The sequence below is a fragment of the Embleya sp. NPDC050493 genome (assembly GCF_044458105.1).
GTDB lineage: Bacteria > Actinomycetota > Actinomycetes > Streptomycetales > Streptomycetaceae > Embleya.
This window is the reverse complement of record NZ_JBITHP010000006.1, coordinates 199,523-217,076: the sequence shown is the minus strand read 5'-3', so window position 1 is coordinate 217,076 and position 17,554 is coordinate 199,523. Positions and strand designations below refer to the sequence as shown.

Sequence of the window (17,554 nt, the reverse complement as noted above, 5' to 3'; positions counted from 1 at the left end):
TTCGGTCAGCGCTCGCGCCAGGCGCGGCTGTGCCGGCGGATCTCGGCCGCGGAGAAGTTCTCGTGGTCCTCGCCCCATGCGGTGACGCCGTCGAAGGTCCACTCGGTGAGGCCGTTGACGGTGAACAGGTTCGGGTTCAGGAAGAAGCCGAGCCGGTTGTGCATGCGCCCTTCGGCGTGCAGTTCGCGACCGAGTTCGTCGACCCCCTCCAGCACGATCCGGGTGGCCCAGCCGGTGGCGTCGTCGCGTTCGACCACTTCGCGGCGCCCCTTGGCCAGCTTGGCCCAGGTGCCGTCGCGGAGCAGATAGCCGTGGATGGACACGCACCCCGAACCGAAGTCCATGGTGATGCTGTGGAAGGCGTCCCGCTCCGAGGCGGTCGCGTAGCTGTAGCCGCCCCGCTTGGCGGGCGACTGCATCAGGCCCGGACCGAACTGCGAGCGCGGCCCCCACGAACGGTCCCGGAAGCCGTACGAGTCGACCCGGATCTCCTCGCCGCGCAGCACCACCGTGCCGGTGTACCGGCCGGGCTGGTCCACGTGCTTGTCGCCGAGGTAATGCGGCGGCAGCACGGCGGTGAAGGTCAGATCGACGTGGATCTCGTCGCCGCCGTCCGGGTCGTCGTAGCCGACCTCGTACACCGCCTGCGGCCGCACACAGCGCACCCGGAACCCGTTCGGCAGCCGCAGGTCGGTCAGGTCCTGGTCGGGGATCGGCAGATGCCAGAAGTTCTTGGCGTAGACCGCCTCGTGCGGGTGCTGCCCGCTGTCGTCCCAGAAGTACGCGCCGCCCGCCGCAACCCCCTGGTTCGCCCGGAAGAACGGATACAGCTGCCCGGACAGCCGCTTTTCCGGAACCGTGAAGGTGAACCAGGAGGTCTCCGACCAGTACGGGTCGTCGCTGGTCGGCGGGTGGAAACGATCGTCGGGGTGGTGCTCGACATGCTCAGGGGTCATGGCCAACGGGTACTACGGGTACTTGGCCGAGTCAATGATTATTGCCGTCGATCCCCGGCGAGCGCTCCCGACCATCGATGCGGCCGGGCGATCCCGGCCGACGATCGCGGCCGGTGACCCCGGCCGGCGATCATTGCGCGAGGTCGACCTCCACGGTGAGCGGCCCGTCCGCCGGCACCAGGTCGATGCGGGCGATGTGTCCGGCCGCGCGCAGGTCCGTCTCGACCAGGGCCACCCGGGCCAGTTCGGCCGGGTCGCCGGTGATGGTGACGCCCGCGACGGCGGCACGCATCGAGAGCCGCGCGGCGGACTTGGCCTTGCGCACCGCGGCGATCAGCTCGGACGCGACACCCGGCAGGGCCCGGTCCGCCGCCGGCGGCTGCGGGGCCGGCCAAACCGCCCGGTGCACCGATCCGTCCTGCCACCACGACCACACCTCCTCGGTCGCGAACGGCAACACCGGCGCAAGCAGTCGCAGCAGTACGGACAGCGCACTCGCGAGCGCCGCCCGGGCCGACTCGGCACCCGCCGCGGTGCCCGCCTCGCCGTAGGCGCGGGCCTTGACCAACTCGACGTAGTCGTCGCAGAAGTACCAGAAGAACCGCTCGGTCCGCTCCAGCGCCCGGGCGTAGTCGTAGTCCTCGAATGCCTCGGTCGCCGCGCGGGCCACCTCCGCGACCTCGGCGAGCAGGGCCAGGTCGAGCGGTTCGCGCACCGCGTCGGGCGCCTCGGCCGCGCCGATCGAGAGCACGAACCGGCCGACGTTGAGCAGCTTGATCGCCAACCGGCGGCCGACCTTCATCTGCCCGACGTCGAACGCGGTGTCCACGCCCGGCCGGCCGCTCGCCGCCCAGTAGCGCACCGCATCCGAACCGTGCTGCGCGAGCAGGTCCACCGGAGTGACCACGTTGCCCTTGGACTTGGACATCTTCTTGCGGTCCGGGTCCAGGATCCAGCCGGAGATCGCCGCGTGTGCGAACGGCAGGCTGTGGTTCTCCGCGTCCGCACGCACCACGGCGGAGAACAACCAGGTACGGATGATCTCGTGCGCCTGCGGACGCAGGTCCATCGGGAAGACCCGGGCGAACAGGTCGTCGTCGCGACACCAGCCGCCCGCGATCTGCGGCGTGAGCGAGGAGGTCGCCCACGTGTCCATCACGTCCGCGTCGCCGACGAACCCGCCCGGCTCGCCGCGCTGTTCGGCCCGGTAGCCGGGCGGCACATCGGTATACGGGTCGATCGGCAGATCCGCCTCGGCGGGGCGCAACGGCGCGTCGTGGCGCGGCTGTCCGGCCTCGTCCAGCGGATACCACAGCGGCACTGGGACCCCGAAGAAGCGCTGCCTGCTGATCAACCAGTCGCCGTTGAGGCCTTCGACCCAGTTGTCGTAGCGGACCTTCATGTGCGCGGGGTGCCAGGCCAACTCCGCTCCCCGGTCCAGCAGTCGGGCCCGCAGCTCGGCATCGCGCCCGCCGTTGCGCAGGTACCACTGTCGGGTGGTGACGATTTCGAGCGGCTTGTCGCCCTTCTCGTAGAACTTGACCGCGTGCGTGATCGGCTTGGGATCGCCGACGAGTTCGCCGCTCTCGCGCAACATCGCCACGATCCGCTCGCGCGCGGTGAACACGGTCGCACCGGCCAGGCGGGCGTACGCCTCGACCGCCTCGGGGGTGTCGAGCCCGGCCGGCGGATCGCTCAGGAAGCGGCCGTCCCGGCCGAGCACGGCCCGGGTGTCCAGGCGCAGTTCACGCCACCAGGTGACGTCGGTGGTGTCGCCGAAGGTGCACACCATGGCGATCCCGGAGCCCTTCTCCGGGTCGGCCAGCGGGTGTGCGTACACCGGAACCGGCACGCGGAACAGCGGCGTGCGCACGCTGCTTCCGAACAGGTGCGTGTAGCGCGTGTCGTCGGGATGCGCCACCAGGGCGACGCACGCGGGCAACAACTCCGGCCGGGTGGTCGCGATTTCCAGCGCGTCGCCGGCCGGCCCGCGAAACACCAGTCGGTGGAAGGCGCCGGGACGCTCCCGGTCCTCCAACTCGGCCTGCGCGACCGCGGTGCGGAAGCTGACGTCCCACAGCGTGGGCGCCTCGGCCGGGTAGGCCTCGCCGCGCTCCAGGTTGCGCAGGAAGGCCCGTTGCGAGGCGGTACGCGAGACCGCGTCGATGGTCTGGTAGGTCATCGTCCAGTCGACGGACAGGCCCAGCAATCGCCACAGTTCCTCGAACGCCTTCTCGTCCTCGTGCGTCAGTTGTTCGCACAATTCGATGAAGTTCCGCCGGGAGACCGGGATCTGCTGTTTGCCCGGCTGCTCGGGCGGCACGAAGTCGGCGTCGTACGGCAGCGCCGGGTCGCAGCGCACGCCGAAGTGGTTCTGCACCCGCCGCTCGGTGGGCAGACCGTTGTCGTCCCAGCCCATCGGATAGAAGACCTCGCGTCCGCACATCCGGCGGTAGCGCGCGATGGCGTCGGTGTGGGTGTACGAGAACACGTGTCCCACGTGCAGCGATCCACTGACCGTGGGCGGTGGGGTGTCGATGGAGTAGACCTCGTCGCGGGTCCGGCTCCGGTCGAAGCGGTATACGCCCGTCTCTTCCCAGACGCGCGACCATTTCGCTTCCAGCCCGTCGAGAGTGGGCTTGTCGGGCATGCGGGCGGAACCGGAGGGGGCGACCATGCCCCCGGAGCGTACCGGGAGCCGCGGCCCGACTCGACCCGATTCCCGCGCGGCGGCGTGGCGGCGTGGCGAGGCGGCGTGCACGTGGGTCCGGTCGGCGGCGGTGGTGCGGCGGGTGCGGTGCGGCGTGCGGTCGGGTCGGCGGGCCGCCCTTCGGGGGGTGGGGCGGCCCGCAGACCTCGGTCGGGGTGGTCGGCCGGCGCGGTCGGTCGGCGGTGGTGGTCGGTCAGGCGTTCGTGCGCAGGGTGCCGACGAACGTGGTCCAGGGGGTACGGGCGATGGTCAACCGGCCCACGGCCGGGTCCTTGCTGTCCCGGACGTCGACGGTGCCGTCCGGGTGCGGACGGATCTCGGTGCAGTCGCCGTTCTGCATGCTGTAGGAGCTCTTGACCCAACGGGACGAGGTGTTCCGTGGCGAGGAGTTCGCGGGCAAGGTGTTCTGGGACATGGCGTTCTTCCTACTCAGTCGGCGAGTCGCTCCGGTCGAGTGACTCGGTCTGCGAGTTGCTGGGCACTGGCCGCGATGAAGGCCTCGGACTCGACGGGACTGAGTGCGATGCCCCGCAAGTCGGCGAAGACCTTGCCGTAGTGAGCGGTGTCCTGGGCTCTTTCCAGGTACGCGTGGCTGGTGATGTTCTCCAGCGAGACCACTTCCATCCCCGATGGGGGAGGGAATCCGTAGATCGAGAACGGCGTGGGGCCGCCCGGATAGGCGCCTGCCGAAAAGGGTAGTACTTGCACGGTCACGTTCGATAGTTGTGCAATTTCGATCAAGCGCACGAGTTGCTCGCGCAGCACCCGTCGGCCGCCTATTTCCTGGCGCAGCGCGGCCTCGCCGATCACCATCAACACTTCCAGCGGCGCGGGTTCCTCGCGGGTGAGCACGCGCTGTCGATCCAGGCGCACCCGGACCCGAGTACGGCACTGTTCGTCGACCGGTCCCACCGTGCCGCCGCGGATCACCGCCGTGGCGTACTCCTCGGTCTGGAACAACCCCGGGATGATGCTGGGCTGGAATCCCAGACAGGACGCCACCTCGGCCTCCAGCCCGATCAAGTCCAGGAAGTCCTGCGGCAGTCGGTCGGCCAGATCGCGCCACCAGCGCTGCCGACGCCCCTCGCGGGCGAGCGCCAGCCAGCCCTCGCGCGCGGTCGGATCGTGCACCTCGTACAGGTCGAGCAACGCCTTCAGGTCGAGCGCACGGATCCCGCTGCGGCCGGACTCGATCCGGCTCACCTTCGCGGGATGGCAGGAGAGGGCATCGGCGGCGTCTTCGAGCAGCAGCGACGCATCCTCGCGCAGGCGACGCAGGTTGGCGCCCAGAACGCGCCTGCGCACCGTCGGATATTGCTCGGCGCCCATGTTTCCTCCCGATCCCGCACTGCCCGTGCCGCGGTTCTCCAGGTCGTTCGAGCTTTCGTTCGAGTCTTCTTTCCAGCCGCGTTCGAACTGCGCCGAGCTTCTCCGGAGCCGCGTTCGAGTCTTTCGTGAGCCTGCGTGGAACCTTTTCGAGCTTCCGTATTTCCGAGTCTTCGGGGATTGCACCCCGCGAGTCGCCGTCATGGTACTCATATCCGACACGTTGCAAGTCGAGTGAGTTGTTTGACTTGCACTTATTACGCCCACCGGGGACGCTACTTACAGCGACCCCTCGACCACCCGCCGGGGCGCTCGCGAGCGACCGGTCGCGCCTTTTCCCGACCGTTGGGAGGCGAGGGAGCATGCTGCAGGAGCAAGACGCCGGCGTGAACCGGGAAGGCATCGCATGGATCAGCGCCGCCACCCGCGATCCGCGCGACACGCGGTACACCTGGCTGACCAACCCGGGAGCACGCCGCGCGGCGGACACGGGCCGGTTGTTCGACGCCGTCGTGATGCGGGCCGAGCTGGGCGCCGCCGTACTCGACCTGCTCACCGCCGCGGCCGAACCCACCGGCGCGGTGATCGCCGAGGAGCACGCGGGCAAGTGGGCCTACCTGGTCGGCCCGGGCAGCGCCGAGGTGTGGCTTGCCGCGGTCGGCCCGTCCGACGGCACGCGGTACCACTACGTCGGGCACGGCGGCTGCCTCACCCTGCCCGGCCCGCACCCCCATCCCGGCTCGTCGATGACCTGGATCGTCCGCCCGGGCCTGGGCACCAACCTGACCTGCGTCACCACGTTGGCCGCCGCCTACCTGCACGCCGAATCCACCCACCCCACCCCCACCACCTGACACCCCTCCCGGGAACCACGGACGCACCCGGGCCCACCGCTGCCCCATCCGCTCACCCGGCCCCGGACCACGCGCGGGTTCCGGGGCGAACGAAGCGTCGATCCGCAGTGGCCAGGGCGGCTCCGGGGCCGGCGGCGGCCAGAACCGTGTCGAGACAGCGGGCGGGCTCGGCGGCGTAGATGTTGCTGAACCACGCCATGTTGGCCTCCACCACGACCCAGTGCTCCTCGGCGCTGTCGGCCGTACCGGCCAGGCCGATGTCCACGACCACCGCGCCGGGCAGGTCGGCATCCGGTCGGTCGAGCAACTCTGCTGCGAAGGACAGGAGTTCGCCGGACCTGGCGTCCTCGACGAGCGGCAGCGGGTCGAGCCGACCGAAGGTCGCGTAGCGCGAACCGGTGTGCACGGCACCGTCCAGCACGAACAGCCGGTACTCGGCGACGAAGGTCCGGATCTCGCTGACCAGGACCGGCGTTTCGCCGGGCACAGCCCGCGGCAACCGGGTGCCGTCGGTGTACACGGCCGCCTCGAAGGACTTGTCGCTCGGCGGCTTGACGAACGCCGGCATGCGCAGCCGGCGTGCCTCGGCCATGGTCGTCGCGATGATCTCGCGCCGCGTCCAGCGCTGGGGCAAGGTGATCAACCAGTCGTCGGCCGGCTCCAGCAGGGCCACGTCCAGCGAGTCGGCGACCGTGTCGGCGAATCGCGGTCCGCCGTAGTAGGCCGCGGATCCGGCCAGGTCGGGACGCGGGCCGGCGAGCACCGCGACCGACATCCCGCGGGCTGTGGCGGCGCGGGCCAAAAGGTCGGCGGTTGTGGTGGGTTGCCGGGACAGGGCCAGGGTCTGGATCACGGTGGCACGTTAGGGCGTGTCGCGCAGCGGGGCGACCGGGTTTCGGACAGGAATCGGGCGAGGGCTCGGCCGGGGGGACGGTCTGTGGGACGCGATCGTGGATGTGGCCGGGGCGCCGGCTGGTCCTGCCGAGCTTCGCCGAGGCGCGGGGTCGGGGTGCGGTGGGGGAATCGAGTCGGCGACAGTCGCGTCACGGGGAGGTCCGGGCGCGGTGGGCGGGGTGGCGTGGGCGGTAGCGTTTCGGGTCGGGGACGGACGTAGGACGAGAGGGGCGGCGTGAGCAGCGTCGACACGGTGTCGTTGCAGGATCTGTGGGACCGGGTGGTCGGGACCCAACCGGATCCGCCGAGTTGGCTCGCGCTCGTGACCGGGGCGGTCGCGGTCGTGGTGGTGCTGTATCGCCCGACCTGGCGGCCGTTGCGGTCGGTGGTGACGATCGCGCACGAGGGCGGCCACGCGATGGTCGCGCTGCTCAGCGGGCGCCGATTGTCCGGCATCCGGCTGCACTCGGACACCTCGGGCGTGACCGTGTCCGTGGGCAGGCCGACCGGCCCGGGGATGGTGCTCACCGCGATGGCCGGCTACATCACGCCGTCCATCCTGGGTGCGGGCGGCGCGGCACTGCTGGCGGGCGCGCACATAACCATGGTGTTGTGGGTGGCGCTGGTGCTGCTCGGGCTGATGTTCATCGCGATACGCAACTGGTTCGGCGCGCTGGTGTTGTTGCTGACCGGCGGGGTGATCTTCGCGATCTCCTGGTTGGCCAGTGCGCGGATCCAGGCGGCGTTCGCCTACCTGCTGGTGTGGTTCCTGTTGGTGTCCGGGGTGCGGCCGGTGTTCGAACTCCAGCAGATGCGCAGTCGCGGCCGGGCGCCGTGGTCGGACGCGGATCAGCTCGCCGACCTGACCCGGATCCCCGGGGCGGTGTGGGTCGGCTTCTTCGGGCTGGTCTCGGCCGCGGCCCTGGGCATCGGCGCGGGGTCGCTGCTCACCTGACCCGGATCGGGCCGACGCCGGCCGGCTCCACCCGGTGGTGGGGTCGGCCGGCGTCGTCCTTCGTGCGGTCGAGGTCTGCTCAGAGCGCGTCGGGCAGCTTCGCGAGCACGCCGTCGTAGATCCGCTTGAGCCCGGCCGGCGCGAAGGTCTTCTCGAAGAAGCCCCCGATGCCCCCGGCTCCGTTCCACACCGTGACGATCTCGACCCGGCTGCCCGCACCGGCCGCGGACACGGTCCACGTGGTGACCATCGACGAGTTGGCGTCGGTCTCCACCAGCGTCAGGGCGGCCGGCTCGGTGACCGTCACCAGGCAGTCGCGCGAACGCTTGCTGGTGGCCTGCAACCGCCAGTGCGCCACCGTGCCGGCACCCTTGCCGCCCTCGCGCACGTCGTACTCCGAGAAGTGCTCGGTGAGCAGCTTGGGCCGCACGACCGCGTAATCCGCGACGGCCGCGAAAACCGCCTCCGGTTCCGCCGCCACAGTCGTGTGTGCGGTTGCCCTGACCTGCGCCATGACCACTCCTTGCCCTCGATTGCTGTCGGCCGGGTCAAGCAAACCACTCCGCCGCCCGGGCACCGAATCGCACCCGGGTTACCCGTCGGTCCGTACCGGGTCTCAGGCGATCTCCACGCCGAACGAACCGGCCAGCCCGGCCAGGTCGAACTCGTAGCCCTGGCCCTCGGTACGGAACTTCCAACCGGCACCGTGGCGGTAGAACGTGCCGAGCAGCAACACCCGTTCGACCGTCGCGGCGTCCAGCACCGAGCGGACGAACGAGGTGGCCTGGAACGGCGCCACGTCGATCTCGATCGGCCCGACCGCCGCGAACGTGCTCGTCCCGTCGACCGAGGCCGCGATCACGACGCGACGTACATCACGTGGCAGCGCATCCAGTTCGAGCGTGACGGTCTGCTCGGCGGGGCCGGATGCGTCCAGGGCGACCACGTCCAGCGGAGCGACCGGCTGGTTCCAGAACACGAAATCGGAATCGCCGCGGACCCGTTCGTGCTCGTCCAGCAGGAACGCCACGATGTCGATGTCCTCGTCGGGGCGCTCCCAGGCCCAGGAGGCGTTGAGCGTCCACCGGCCGGGCGCGGCGCCGCCGGGCAGTTGCACCGTGCCGCCGCGCGGGAGGTTGCCCGCGCTCGTGCCCGCGTCGGTGCCCGGATCCGCGCCGGCCCGCTCCGGCGCCCGCGCCTCGGCCAATGCGGCATGCCATTGTGCCTCGGTCAGGCAGACCGCGCCGAACGCCTGCGCGCGGGCGATCCGGGGGTCGGCCGCCGCGCCGGGCAACACCACCACGGTATCCACCGTCGAGGTCAGGTTGATCCGCAGCCGGGCGCCCGATTCGAGCACGAGCTGGCGCACCCGGCCGCCCTCGCCGTGCTCGTCCCGACCCTGGAGGACCAGGACCTGACGCACCGTCGGGCGGGCGGACGGCGGGGCGTCGACGGCGGGCGCGGGTGTGTTCGGCGGGACGACGGCCTCGACCGGCGCGGCCGGCGGCGCCGGCGGGGCCTCGCCGTCCCGGGCGGTCGGCTCGGGCTCGGTGCGCGGCGCCGGCAGCACGACCACCGCCGATCCGTCGACCGGCGTGCCCGGCCGAACCCGGGCCAACAGCCGCGTGTAGGTGGCCTCGTCGATCACCGGCGTGCCCAGTCGGGCGGCCGTACGGTTCTTGCCGCTGCCGCTGCTCGGGTCGTTGGTCACCAGGACCGAGGTCTTGCCGCTGACCGAAGTCGCCACGTACAGACCGGCCTCGGCCGCCTGCCGCTCCAACTCCTCGCGCGCGTGGCCCGCGTCGCCGGTGACGGCCACCCGCATGCCTTGGACCAGGCCGACCGCGAGGTCGAGCCGGCCCGGATTCGTCCACGGGCAGGGCGCCTTCGCGGCGGCGGCCCGCTCCGGGAAGCGCTTGCGCGCCGCGGCCCCGCGACGCAGCCCGGACCCGCTGTCGGGCACGGTCAGCGGCAGCGGCAGGCCGGCGCCGGCCGCCTCGTGCAGGCTGAGGCGGAAGATCTCGCCGAGCACCCGGGCGTCGTCCACCGCGTCGTGCGCGCGCAGTTGGCGGACCCGATAGTGCGCCGCGAGGGTGGCCAGCCGGTAGTCGCCGATCGGCAGTTCCAGGTGCCGCGCCAGCGCCATCGTGCACAACCGCCGCTGCATCGGCCACGGCGTGTCCAGGCGGCGGTACTCCGAGGTCAACATTCCCCAGTCGAACGGCGCGTTGTGCGCGACCAGCACCCGCCCGTCCAGGTACTCGGCCAGGTCGTCCGCGATCCGGTCGAACGTGGGTGCGCCCGCGAGCCGTTCCGGGGTCAGCCCGTGGATGTGCACGGGCCCGGGATCGCGCCGCGGATCCACCAGCGTCGACCACCGGTCGGTCACCGTACCGGCCCGATCGAGCAACTCCACGGCGACCGAGACGATCCGATCCGAACTCCGGAGCCCGGTGGTCTCCACGTCCACCACGGCGTAGTCGCTCGGGTAGTCGGCGGGCCAGTGGGCAAGCGGTGTGACTGTCACTCACGGACCGTACAACGCGCGGGTGGAAGCCGGCGGCCGAGGCCCGCAATCCGGAGATGGATCCGGTTTGCCCGGCTCGTCCCGAGGTGCCGCCGGACCCGGCCTACGACTGCGGGGTCGGCTGGTACTTCTCCAGTTCCGGGATGACCTCCTTGCCGAGGATCTCGATCGTCCGCAGGATGTCCCGGTGTTCCAGGAAGCCCCACTGGACGTAGCAGATCAGTTCGTCCACGCCCAGGTCCGCGTAGCGCTTCATCTTGCGGATGCAGGTCTCCACGTCGCCGATCACGATCATGTCCGCCGCGTCGAAGGTCTCCACCGGGACGTTGCCCTCGAACATCGGCTTCAGCAGCGGGAAAGTCTTGTCCTGCTCCTCGGGGGACAGATGCGGCAGCTCCCATTCGAGGGTGAACATCGCGAGGTTCTTGTACCACCACGCGACCGAGTCCCAGACCCGCCGGTCGATCTGCTTGCGCCCGGTCGTGTGCACCAGGGTGTAGGCCGCGACCTTGTTCGTGGTCACGTCGGTGAGCGGCGTCGGGGTCGCCGCCGCGGCGCGGTAGGCGGCGACCTGGGCGGCCATGGTCTCCAGCGGCTGCATGATCGAGAAGGACAACATGCCCAGCCCGTTGCGGCCGGCGATCTCCGCCGAACCCTGCGACGTGGCGGCCATCCAGCACGGCGGGTGCGGGTCCTGGAACGGCTTGGGGGTGACCATCCGGCGCGGGAAGGAGAAGCGCTCCGACTCGTACTCGAAGTACTCCTCGCGCCACATGCCGGTGACGATCTCGATCGCCTCGCGCCAGTCGTCCCGCGACCGCGCGATGTCCACGCCGAACGCGGTCTGCTCCATCGGGGTGGAACGGCCGGTCCCCCACTCGACCCGGCCGCCGGACAGGATGTCCACCGTCGCGACCTTCTCCGCGATCCGCTGCGGCGGGGTGAAGCCGAACGGGGTCAGCGTGACGCCGAAGCCCATCCGGATGCGCTCGGTGATCCCGGCCAGGTGACCCAGGAAGACCTCGGAGGCCGGCATGTGCGAGCGGCCCTCGCGGAAGTGGTGCTCCACCGCCCACACGGTGTTGAAGCCCATCCGGTCGGCCAGCCGGATCTGCTCGACCGCCTCGCGATACGCACGCTGTTCCTCGCGCCGCTGGCCGTGCGGGTGTTCGCCGTGCCACGGGCGCGGCACGTCCACTTCGTAGAGCACGTCGAGCTTCATCGAGCCACTCCATTTCGGTATATTGAAAAATGTTTTCGAATCCCGTATTTCGTGGTCCCGAGTGTGACCCGCCGAGGTACCGGCCACAAGGTGCCCGCAGGGTCGGAGAGTCGCCGACATGGTTCGTCCCGCCCTCGCCGCCGGTCGTGCGGTCGAGATCCTGAACTTCTTCGCCGCGCACCCGGGCGGCGCATACACGCTCTCCGAGCTGCACACCGCGCTCGGCATCAACCTCGCGTCCGCGCTGTCGGTGCTCCAGGCCCTGGAGGACGCCGGCTACCTGGTGCGGCACCCACGCCGCAAGACCTACGAACTGGGTCCGGCCCTGGTCGCGCTCGGCGACGCGGCGCTGCGCGGCAACCCGGCGGTCGACCTGGCCCGGGCCCACCTGCGCGAGTTGGCCGACGAGTTCGAGACCGAGCTGATCGCCAGCGTCGCGGTGGGCGACGAGATCGTCATCCTGGCCGTGGAGGGCCGGCCGCAGTTGGCCTCCGCCGACGTCCGGGTGGGTCAGCGGTTGCGCATGGTGCCGCCGCTCGGCCAGGTCTTCCACGCGTGGTCCCCGCCGGCGGAGGTGGACGCGTGGCTGGGCCGGCTGGACGAGCGGGTGCGCGGCACGGCCCGGATCCACCTGCCGCCGACACTGGCGGCGGTCCGCGAACGCGGGTACTCGATCACCCTGGACAGCCCGACCCGCACCCGGATCGGCGACACGCTGGAGCGCATGGCCGAACACCCGCGCGAGGCGACGCTGTTGCGCGACCGGTTGGCCGAGTTGGCCGCCGCGCTCGGGGAGGAGGAGTACGAGCTGATCGCGGTCGAGCCGGACACCGTCTACGACATCTCGACCCTGGTCGCCCCGGTCTTCGACGCCGCCGGTCGGGTCGCCGTCGCCCTCACCCTCAACGGGCTCGAGGGCGTGACCGGCCGCCGGGTGACGACCCACGGCGAGCGGTTGGCCTCGGTCGCCCGCCTGGTGACCCGACGCTCGGGCGGACGGGCACCGGAGTAGCCCGGGGGGCGCCGCGGCACCGCACGGGTGGCCCCCGGACGTGTGTTTCGTGAGCGTGTCGGGGTGCTCACCGCGTGAGCACTCGCTTATCGTCGGGCAATCCGCACGTAACACGGAGCGGGTTCCTTAACCCGCGCGTAACACCGAGGTATACGCCAGGAAACCCGGGCTGCCCACCCTGACCTGAGACCCCATCAGGCCCACGAGGGAGCCGCATGACCGTCGCGACCGACGCCCTGAACGCCGGAGACACCGCGTGGCTGCTCGTGGCCACCGCGCTCGTGCTGCTGATGACCCCCGCCCTGGCGATCTTCTACGGCGGCATGGTCCGGGCCAAGAGCGTGCTCAACATGCTGATGATGAGCTTCGTGGCGATCGCGGTGGTGACCGTGGTCTGGATCGCCTTCGGCTACACCCTGGCCTTCGGCGGCGACGTGGGCGGCGGACTGCTCGGCGATCTCGGCTCCGTGTTCATGGCCGGCACCAAGCCCACCGACCTGCACGGCACGGTGCCCGAGCTGCTGTTCATGGCGTTCCAGTTGACCTTCGCGATCCTGACCGTGGCGCTGATCTCCGGGGCGATCGCGGACCGCACCCGGTTCAAGGCGTGGGTGCTCTTCTGCGCGGTGTGGGTCGTCTGCGTGTACGTGCCGCTCGCGCACTGGGTGTGGGGGCCGAACGGCTGGATCGCGCACCGCCTCGGCGCGCTCGACTTCGCGGGCGGCCTGGTGGTCGAGATCAACTGCGGCGCGGCGGGCATGGCCGTGGCCCTGGTGCTCGGCCCGCGGATCGGCTTCAAGCGCGATCCGATGCGGCCGCACAACCTGCCGCTCGTGGTGCTCGGCGCGGGCCTGCTGTGGTTCGGCTGGTTCGGCTTCAACGGCGGCTCGGCACTGGGGGCGAACGGCCTGGCCGCACAGGCGCTGGTGAATACCCAGGCGGCCGGGTGTACCGCGCTGATCGGCTGGCTCGCGGTGGAGAAGCGCCGGGACGGGCACGCCACCACGCTCGGCGCGGCCTCCGGCGCGGTCGCGGGCCTGGTCGCGATCACCCCGGCCTGCGGCGTGGTGGACCTGCCCGGCGCGCTGGTGATCGGCCTGGTCGCGGGCGTGCTGTGCAGCTTCGCGGTGGGCTGGAAGCACCGCTTCGGCTACGACGACTCGCTCGACGTGGTCGGCGTGCACTATGTCGGCGGGGTGGTCGGCACGCTGCTGATCGGCCTGTTCGCGGCCGGGGACGTCACCGGCGGGCCGGAGGGTCTGCTGCACGGCGGCGGCCTCGCACTGCTCGGCAAGCAGCTCGTGGCGATCGTGGTGGTGTCCGCGTTCTCCTTCGGCGTCACGTACACGATCGCGAAGGTGATCGACCGCACCATCGGCTTCCGCGCCCACGCCGACCACGAACAGCTGGGCCTGGACCTGGCGGTACACGCGGAAACCGCCTACGACCTCACCGCCTTCGCCGGCACCAAACGCACCCCCGGCCCCACCTTCCGCCCCACCCCCAAACCCTCCGACGACCTGGACCTGGGCTGAGCCCACTCCCTCCGACGGCGCGGAGCATCCTCGAGTTCTTCGAGGACAAGTTCGGGAAGGATTGGTGGAAGTGACCACATACACCGTGACCGTGCGGCGGTCGGGTGACTGGTGGGCTCTGTTGGTCCCCGAGGCAGGACTGTTCAGCCAGGTCAAGGGCCTGGACCAGGTCGAGGCCATGGTGCGTGACGGGCTGCACGCCCTCGGCTTGGACGTCGACGCGGACCTGACGATCGCGTACGACCTTCCGGACGAACTCCAGGCCGCCGTGGACACCTACCGCCGCGCCGCGCGGGAAGCCGCCGCGGCCCAGGAGCGCAGCCGGAAAGCCTTGCGCACGGCTGCCGCGAAACTGTCCGATGCCCACGTGACCAAAAAAGACACGGGGCGGCTACTGGGCGTAACGGGCCAACGCATCGGCCAGGTCGTCTGAGCGTGGTCCGACGATCCGCTCAGGGGCCGGGCGTGTCAACGGGACTTGCGCGCCAGGAGCGCGGCGGCGACCACGCAGGTGAGCGCCGCGCTCGCCGGGAGGGCTGCGCGGCGGGCGAGTCGTCGGGTGTTGCGGTGGTCGAGGATGCCGCCGCTGGACTGGATCGAGAGGGCGGACCACACCGACTGGGCCGAGAACGCCGATGCCGCGCTCAGGTAGGAGCCGATCGACGCGGCCGAGAGGGCCGAGCCGACCGAGCCGATCGACAACACCGACCCCACCGAGCCGATCGACAACACCGACCCCACCGAGCCGATCGAGAGCACCGAGCCCTCCGACGCGATCGACAACACCGAGTTGTGCGAGCGGCAGGACAGGATCGAACCGTGGGCGTCGACCGTGGAGCGCTTCTTCGTCATCGGCCCAGTCTGCCCGACCCGCCGCGCCGCGGGCGGGAGATCACATCCGGTCGACCGCGACCACCCGCAGGACCGCACGTCCGGTCTCGTCCGACTCGGTCAGGTCGACCTCGGCGGTGATGCCCCAGTCGTGGTCCTGGGCCGGGTCGTCGAACACCTGACGGACCCGCCATGCGGAGTCCTCCTTGGTGATCTGCATGAGCTTGGGGCCGCGCGCGTCGGGGCCGGTGCCGATCGAGTCGTGCTCGTCCCAGTAGTCCTCCAGCGCGTCCTGCCAGCGCTCCGCGTCCCAGTTGCCGTCGCCCTCCTGCTCGGACAGCTCGCCGAGCTGGAAGTAGCTTCGCAGCGCCGCGAGTTCCACCCGACGAAACAGCGCGTTGCGCACCAGCACCCGGAACGCCCGCTCGTTCGCGGTGACCGGCGTGGTGCGGCCCTCGATGTCGTCGAGTTCCTCCTGCGTCGCGTCCGGGTTGGCCAGCTTCTCCCACTCGTCGAGCAGGCTGGAGTCGACCTGGCGGACCAACTCGCCCAGCCACGCGATCAGATCGTGCAGGTCCTCGTTCTTCGCGTCGTCCGGCACGGTCTGGTTGAGCGCCTTGTACGCGCTCGCCAGGTAGCGCAGCACGATGCCCTCGGTGCGCGCGAGTTCGTACCAGCCGACGTAGTCGCCGAAGGTCATCGCCCGCTCGTACATGTCCCGCACGATCGACTTGGGCGACAGCGGGTGGTCACCGACCCACGGGTGGCTGCGCATGTAGATCGCGTAGGCGTGTTCGAGCAACTCTTCGAGCGGGCGCGGGTATTGGATGTCGGCGAGCCGCTCCATCCGCTCCTCGTACTCGATCCCGTCCGCCTTCATTTGGCCGACCGCCTCGCCCTTGGCCTTGTTCAGCTGCGCGGCGAGGATCTGGCGCGGGTCGTCGAGCGTGGCCTCGACCACCGAGAGCACGTCCAACGCGTAGGTCGGCGCCTCCGGGTCGAGCAGATCGAACGCGGCCAGCGCGAACGTGGACAGCGGCTGGTTGAGCGCGAAGTCGGCCTGCAGGTCCACGGTGAGCCGGACGATCCGGCCCTCCTCGTCCGGCTCGGCGAGCTTCTCCACCACGCCGCCGTCCAACAGCGAGCGATAGATCGCGATCGCCTGCCGGATGTGCCGCAGTTGCTGCGCGCGCGGCTCGTCGTTGTCGGTGAGCAGGTGCCGCATCGCCTCGAACGCGTTGCCGGGCCGGTTGATCACCGCGAGCAGCATCGCGTGGGTGACCCGGAAGCGGGACGCCAGCGGCTCCGGCTCGGCCTCCTGGAGCTTGGTGTAGGTCTCGTCGTTCCAGCCGACGAAGCCCTCCGGCGCCTTCTTGCGGACCACCTTGCGGCGCTTCTTCGGGTCGTCGCCGGCCTTGGCCAGCGCCTTGATGTTCTCGATCTCGTACTCGGGGGCCTGCGCGACCACGTTGCCCACGGTGTCGAAGCCGGCCCGCCCGGCCCGCCCGGCGATCTGGTGGAACTCGCGCGCCCGCAGCCGGCGCACCCGCTGACCGTCGTACTTGGACAGCGCGGTGAACAGCACGGTGCGGATCGGCACGTTGACCCCGACTCCGAGCGTGTCGGTACCGCAGATCACCTTGAGCAGCCCGGCCTGGGCCAGCCGCTCCACCAGCCGGCGGTACTTGGGCAACATGCCCGCGTGGTGCACGCCGATCCCGTGCCGCACCCAGCGCGAGAGCTGTCGGCCGAACTTGGTGGTGAACCGGAACCCGCCGATCACCGACGAGATCTGATCCTTCTCCTCGCGCGTGCACATGTTGATGCTCATCAGCGACTGGGCCCGCTCGACCGCCGACGCCTGGGTGAAGTGCACGATGTAGATCGGCGCCTCACGCGTGGTCAGCAGTTCCTCGATGGTCTCGTGCAGCGGGGTGACCCGGTAGGTGAAGTACAGCGGGACCGGACGCGTGGCCGACTTGACGATCGCGGTGGACCGGCCGGTGCGCCGCTTCAGGTCGCGCTGGAAGTGGTCCATGTCGCCGAGCGTCGCGGACATCAGCAGGAACTGCGCCTTCGGCAGCTCGATCAACGGGATCTGCCAGGCCCAGCCCCGGTCCGGGTCGCCGTAGTAGTGGAACTCGTCCATCACCACGAAACCGACGTCCGCGTCCGCGCCGTCGCGCAGCGCGATGTTGGCCAGCACCTCGGCGGTACAGCAGATGATCGGCGCGGTCGCGTTGACCGACGCGTCGCCGGTCATCATCCCGACGTTCTCGGTGCCGAACTGGGCGACCAGGTCGAAGAACTTCTCCGAGACCAGCGCCTTGATCGGCGCGGTGTAGAAGCTGCGCTCCTTGCGCGCCATCGCGGCGAAGTGCCCGCCCGCGGCGACCAGGCTCTTTCCCGAGCCGGTCGGCGTGTTGAGGATGACGTTGTTGCCCGAGACCAACTCGATCAGCGCCTCTTCCTGCGCGGGATACAGGGTGAGACCGCGCTCCTCCGCGTACGACGCGAAGGCTTCGTACAGGGCGTCGGGGTCGGCCTCGGCGGGGAGCAGATCGATGAGAGTCACCCGTCTATCCTGCCTGCTCGCGAGCCCGCGCCCGGACGCAACCCGGATTCCGCCGGTGCGCGCGCGTCCCGTACACCGCGGCCGGAGCACTTCCGGTGACGCGTGTCACATCCGTAGGGTCACCGGGATCATTTGCCATCGGGGACAGGGGTGCGCG

15 protein-coding genes are annotated in these 17,554 nt (G+C 70.6%); 5 read left to right on the top strand and 10 right to left on the bottom strand.

Annotated features, from left to right (window positions below; translation table 11 throughout):
• Nucleotides 1–5 precede the first annotated feature (5 nt).
• The 4 genes from ACIBM5_RS15105 to ACIBM5_RS15090 form a co-directional block, all read right to left on the bottom strand.
• On the bottom strand, nt 6–956 hold the full coding sequence (locus ACIBM5_RS15105) for a hypothetical protein (protein ID WP_396007253.1): 951 nt from the start codon (nt 954–956) through the stop codon (nt 6–8).
• 130 nt (nt 957–1,086) lie between these two features.
• Nucleotides 1,087–3,633, bottom strand: coding sequence for a valine--tRNA ligase (valS, locus tag ACIBM5_RS15100; protein WP_396007252.1), 2,547 nt, complete (start codon nt 3,631–3,633; stop codon nt 1,087–1,089).
• A gap of 226 nt (nt 3,634–3,859) precedes the next feature.
• Entirely contained in the window at nt 3,860–4,081 is a 222-nt protein-coding gene (locus ACIBM5_RS15095) for a DUF397 domain-containing protein (RefSeq protein ID WP_396007251.1), read from the bottom strand.
• Between the two features lie 14 nt (nt 4,082–4,095).
• Nucleotides 4,096–4,995 carry a helix-turn-helix domain-containing protein gene (locus ACIBM5_RS15090; RefSeq protein ID WP_391587088.1) on the bottom strand — a complete coding sequence of 300 codons (900 nt, stop codon included), beginning with the start codon at nt 4,993–4,995 and terminating at the stop codon, nt 4,096–4,098.
• 359 nt (nt 4,996–5,354) lie between these two features.
• Between ACIBM5_RS15090 and ACIBM5_RS15085 the strand changes: the two genes are divergently transcribed.
• Entirely contained in the window at nt 5,355–5,846 is a 492-nt protein-coding gene (locus ACIBM5_RS15085) for a hypothetical protein (protein WP_396007250.1), read from the top strand.
• Nucleotides 5,847–5,898: 52 nt separating this feature from the next.
• On the opposite strand, the gene ACIBM5_RS15080 is transcribed toward ACIBM5_RS15085, so the two are convergent.
• A complete protein-coding gene (locus tag ACIBM5_RS15080; protein ID WP_396007249.1) occupies nt 5,899–6,699 on the bottom strand; it encodes an ATP-grasp domain-containing protein in 801 nt (266 codons plus the stop codon).
• Between the two features lie 276 nt (nt 6,700–6,975).
• Here ACIBM5_RS15080 and ACIBM5_RS15075 point away from each other — a divergent pair, with 276 nt between their 5' ends.
• A complete protein-coding gene (locus ACIBM5_RS15075) occupies nt 6,976–7,695 on the top strand; it encodes a M50 family metallopeptidase (RefSeq protein WP_396007248.1) in 720 nt (239 codons plus the stop codon).
• A 79-nt stretch (nt 7,696–7,774) separates the two neighbouring features.
• Here the strand turns inward: ACIBM5_RS15075 and ACIBM5_RS15070 are convergent, their stop codons facing one another.
• From ACIBM5_RS15070 to ACIBM5_RS15060, 3 genes are all read right to left on the bottom strand, one after another.
• Complete coding sequence (locus ACIBM5_RS15070) at nt 7,775–8,209, bottom strand: SRPBCC family protein (protein WP_396007247.1); 435 nt, start codon at nt 8,207–8,209, stop codon at nt 7,775–7,777.
• Between the two features lie 102 nt (nt 8,210–8,311).
• Nucleotides 8,312–10,222 carry a DEDDh family exonuclease gene (locus ACIBM5_RS15065; protein ID WP_396007246.1) on the bottom strand — a complete coding sequence of 637 codons (1,911 nt, stop codon included), beginning with the start codon at nt 10,220–10,222 and terminating at the stop codon, nt 8,312–8,314.
• A gap of 103 nt (nt 10,223–10,325) precedes the next feature.
• The gene (locus tag ACIBM5_RS15060; protein WP_391587083.1) at nt 10,326–11,444 is read right to left on the bottom strand and encodes an LLM class flavin-dependent oxidoreductase; all 1,119 of its coding nucleotides are present in this window, start codon (nt 11,442–11,444) and stop codon (nt 10,326–10,328) included.
• A gap of 118 nt (nt 11,445–11,562) precedes the next feature.
• Here ACIBM5_RS15060 and ACIBM5_RS15055 point away from each other — a divergent pair, with 118 nt between their 5' ends.
• The 3 genes from ACIBM5_RS15055 to ACIBM5_RS15045 all read left to right on the top strand — a co-directional run bounded on the left by ACIBM5_RS15055 (nt 11,563) and on the right by ACIBM5_RS15045 (nt 14,424).
• Nucleotides 11,563–12,456, top strand: a complete 894-nt coding sequence (locus tag ACIBM5_RS15055) for an IclR family transcriptional regulator (RefSeq protein ID WP_396007245.1) — start codon at nt 11,563–11,565, stop codon at nt 12,454–12,456.
• A gap of 215 nt (nt 12,457–12,671) precedes the next feature.
• Entirely contained in the window at nt 12,672–13,991 is a 1,320-nt protein-coding gene (locus ACIBM5_RS15050; RefSeq protein ID WP_396007244.1) for an ammonium transporter, read from the top strand.
• 70 nt (nt 13,992–14,061) lie between these two features.
• Nucleotides 14,062–14,424 (top strand): hypothetical protein, encoded by a 363-nt coding sequence (locus ACIBM5_RS15045; RefSeq protein ID WP_396007243.1) that lies wholly within the window; start codon nt 14,062–14,064, stop codon nt 14,422–14,424.
• 35 nt (nt 14,425–14,459) lie between these two features.
• On the opposite strand, the gene ACIBM5_RS15040 is transcribed toward ACIBM5_RS15045, so the two are convergent.
• Entirely contained in the window at nt 14,460–14,843 is a 384-nt protein-coding gene (locus ACIBM5_RS15040; RefSeq protein ID WP_396007242.1) for a hypothetical protein, read from the bottom strand.
• A 40-nt stretch (nt 14,844–14,883) separates the two neighbouring features.
• Nucleotides 14,884–17,397, bottom strand: coding sequence for a DEAD/DEAH box helicase (locus ACIBM5_RS15035; RefSeq protein ID WP_396007241.1), 2,514 nt, complete (start codon nt 17,395–17,397; stop codon nt 14,884–14,886).
• Between the last annotated feature and the right edge of the window lie 157 nt (nt 17,398–17,554).

Coding starts and splice junctions, on each gene's coding strand:
- ACIBM5_RS15105 (WP_396007253.1), bottom strand. CDS start 956: ATGACCCCTGAGCATGTCGAGCACCACCCCGACGATCGTTTCCACCCG.
- valS (WP_396007252.1), bottom strand. CDS start 3,633: ATGGTCGCCCCCTCCGGTTCCGCCCGCATGCCCGACAAGCCCACTCTC.
- ACIBM5_RS15095 (WP_396007251.1), bottom strand. CDS start 4,081: ATGTCCCAGAACACCTTGCCCGCGAACTCCTCGCCACGGAACACCTCG.
- ACIBM5_RS15090 (WP_391587088.1), bottom strand. CDS start 4,995: ATGGGCGCCGAGCAATATCCGACGGTGCGCAGGCGCGTTCTGGGCGCC.
- ACIBM5_RS15085 (WP_396007250.1), top strand. CDS start 5,355: ATGCTGCAGGAGCAAGACGCCGGCGTGAACCGGGAAGGCATCGCATGG.
- ACIBM5_RS15070 (WP_396007247.1), bottom strand. CDS start 8,209: ATGGCGCAGGTCAGGGCAACCGCACACACGACTGTGGCGGCGGAACCG.
- ACIBM5_RS15060 (WP_391587083.1), bottom strand. CDS start 11,444: ATGAAGCTCGACGTGCTCTACGAAGTGGACGTGCCGCGCCCGTGGCAC.
- ACIBM5_RS15055 (WP_396007245.1), top strand. CDS start 11,563: ATGGTTCGTCCCGCCCTCGCCGCCGGTCGTGCGGTCGAGATCCTGAAC.
- ACIBM5_RS15050 (WP_396007244.1), top strand. CDS start 12,672: ATGACCGTCGCGACCGACGCCCTGAACGCCGGAGACACCGCGTGGCTG.
- ACIBM5_RS15040 (WP_396007242.1), bottom strand. CDS start 14,843: ATGACGAAGAAGCGCTCCACGGTCGACGCCCACGGTTCGATCCTGTCC.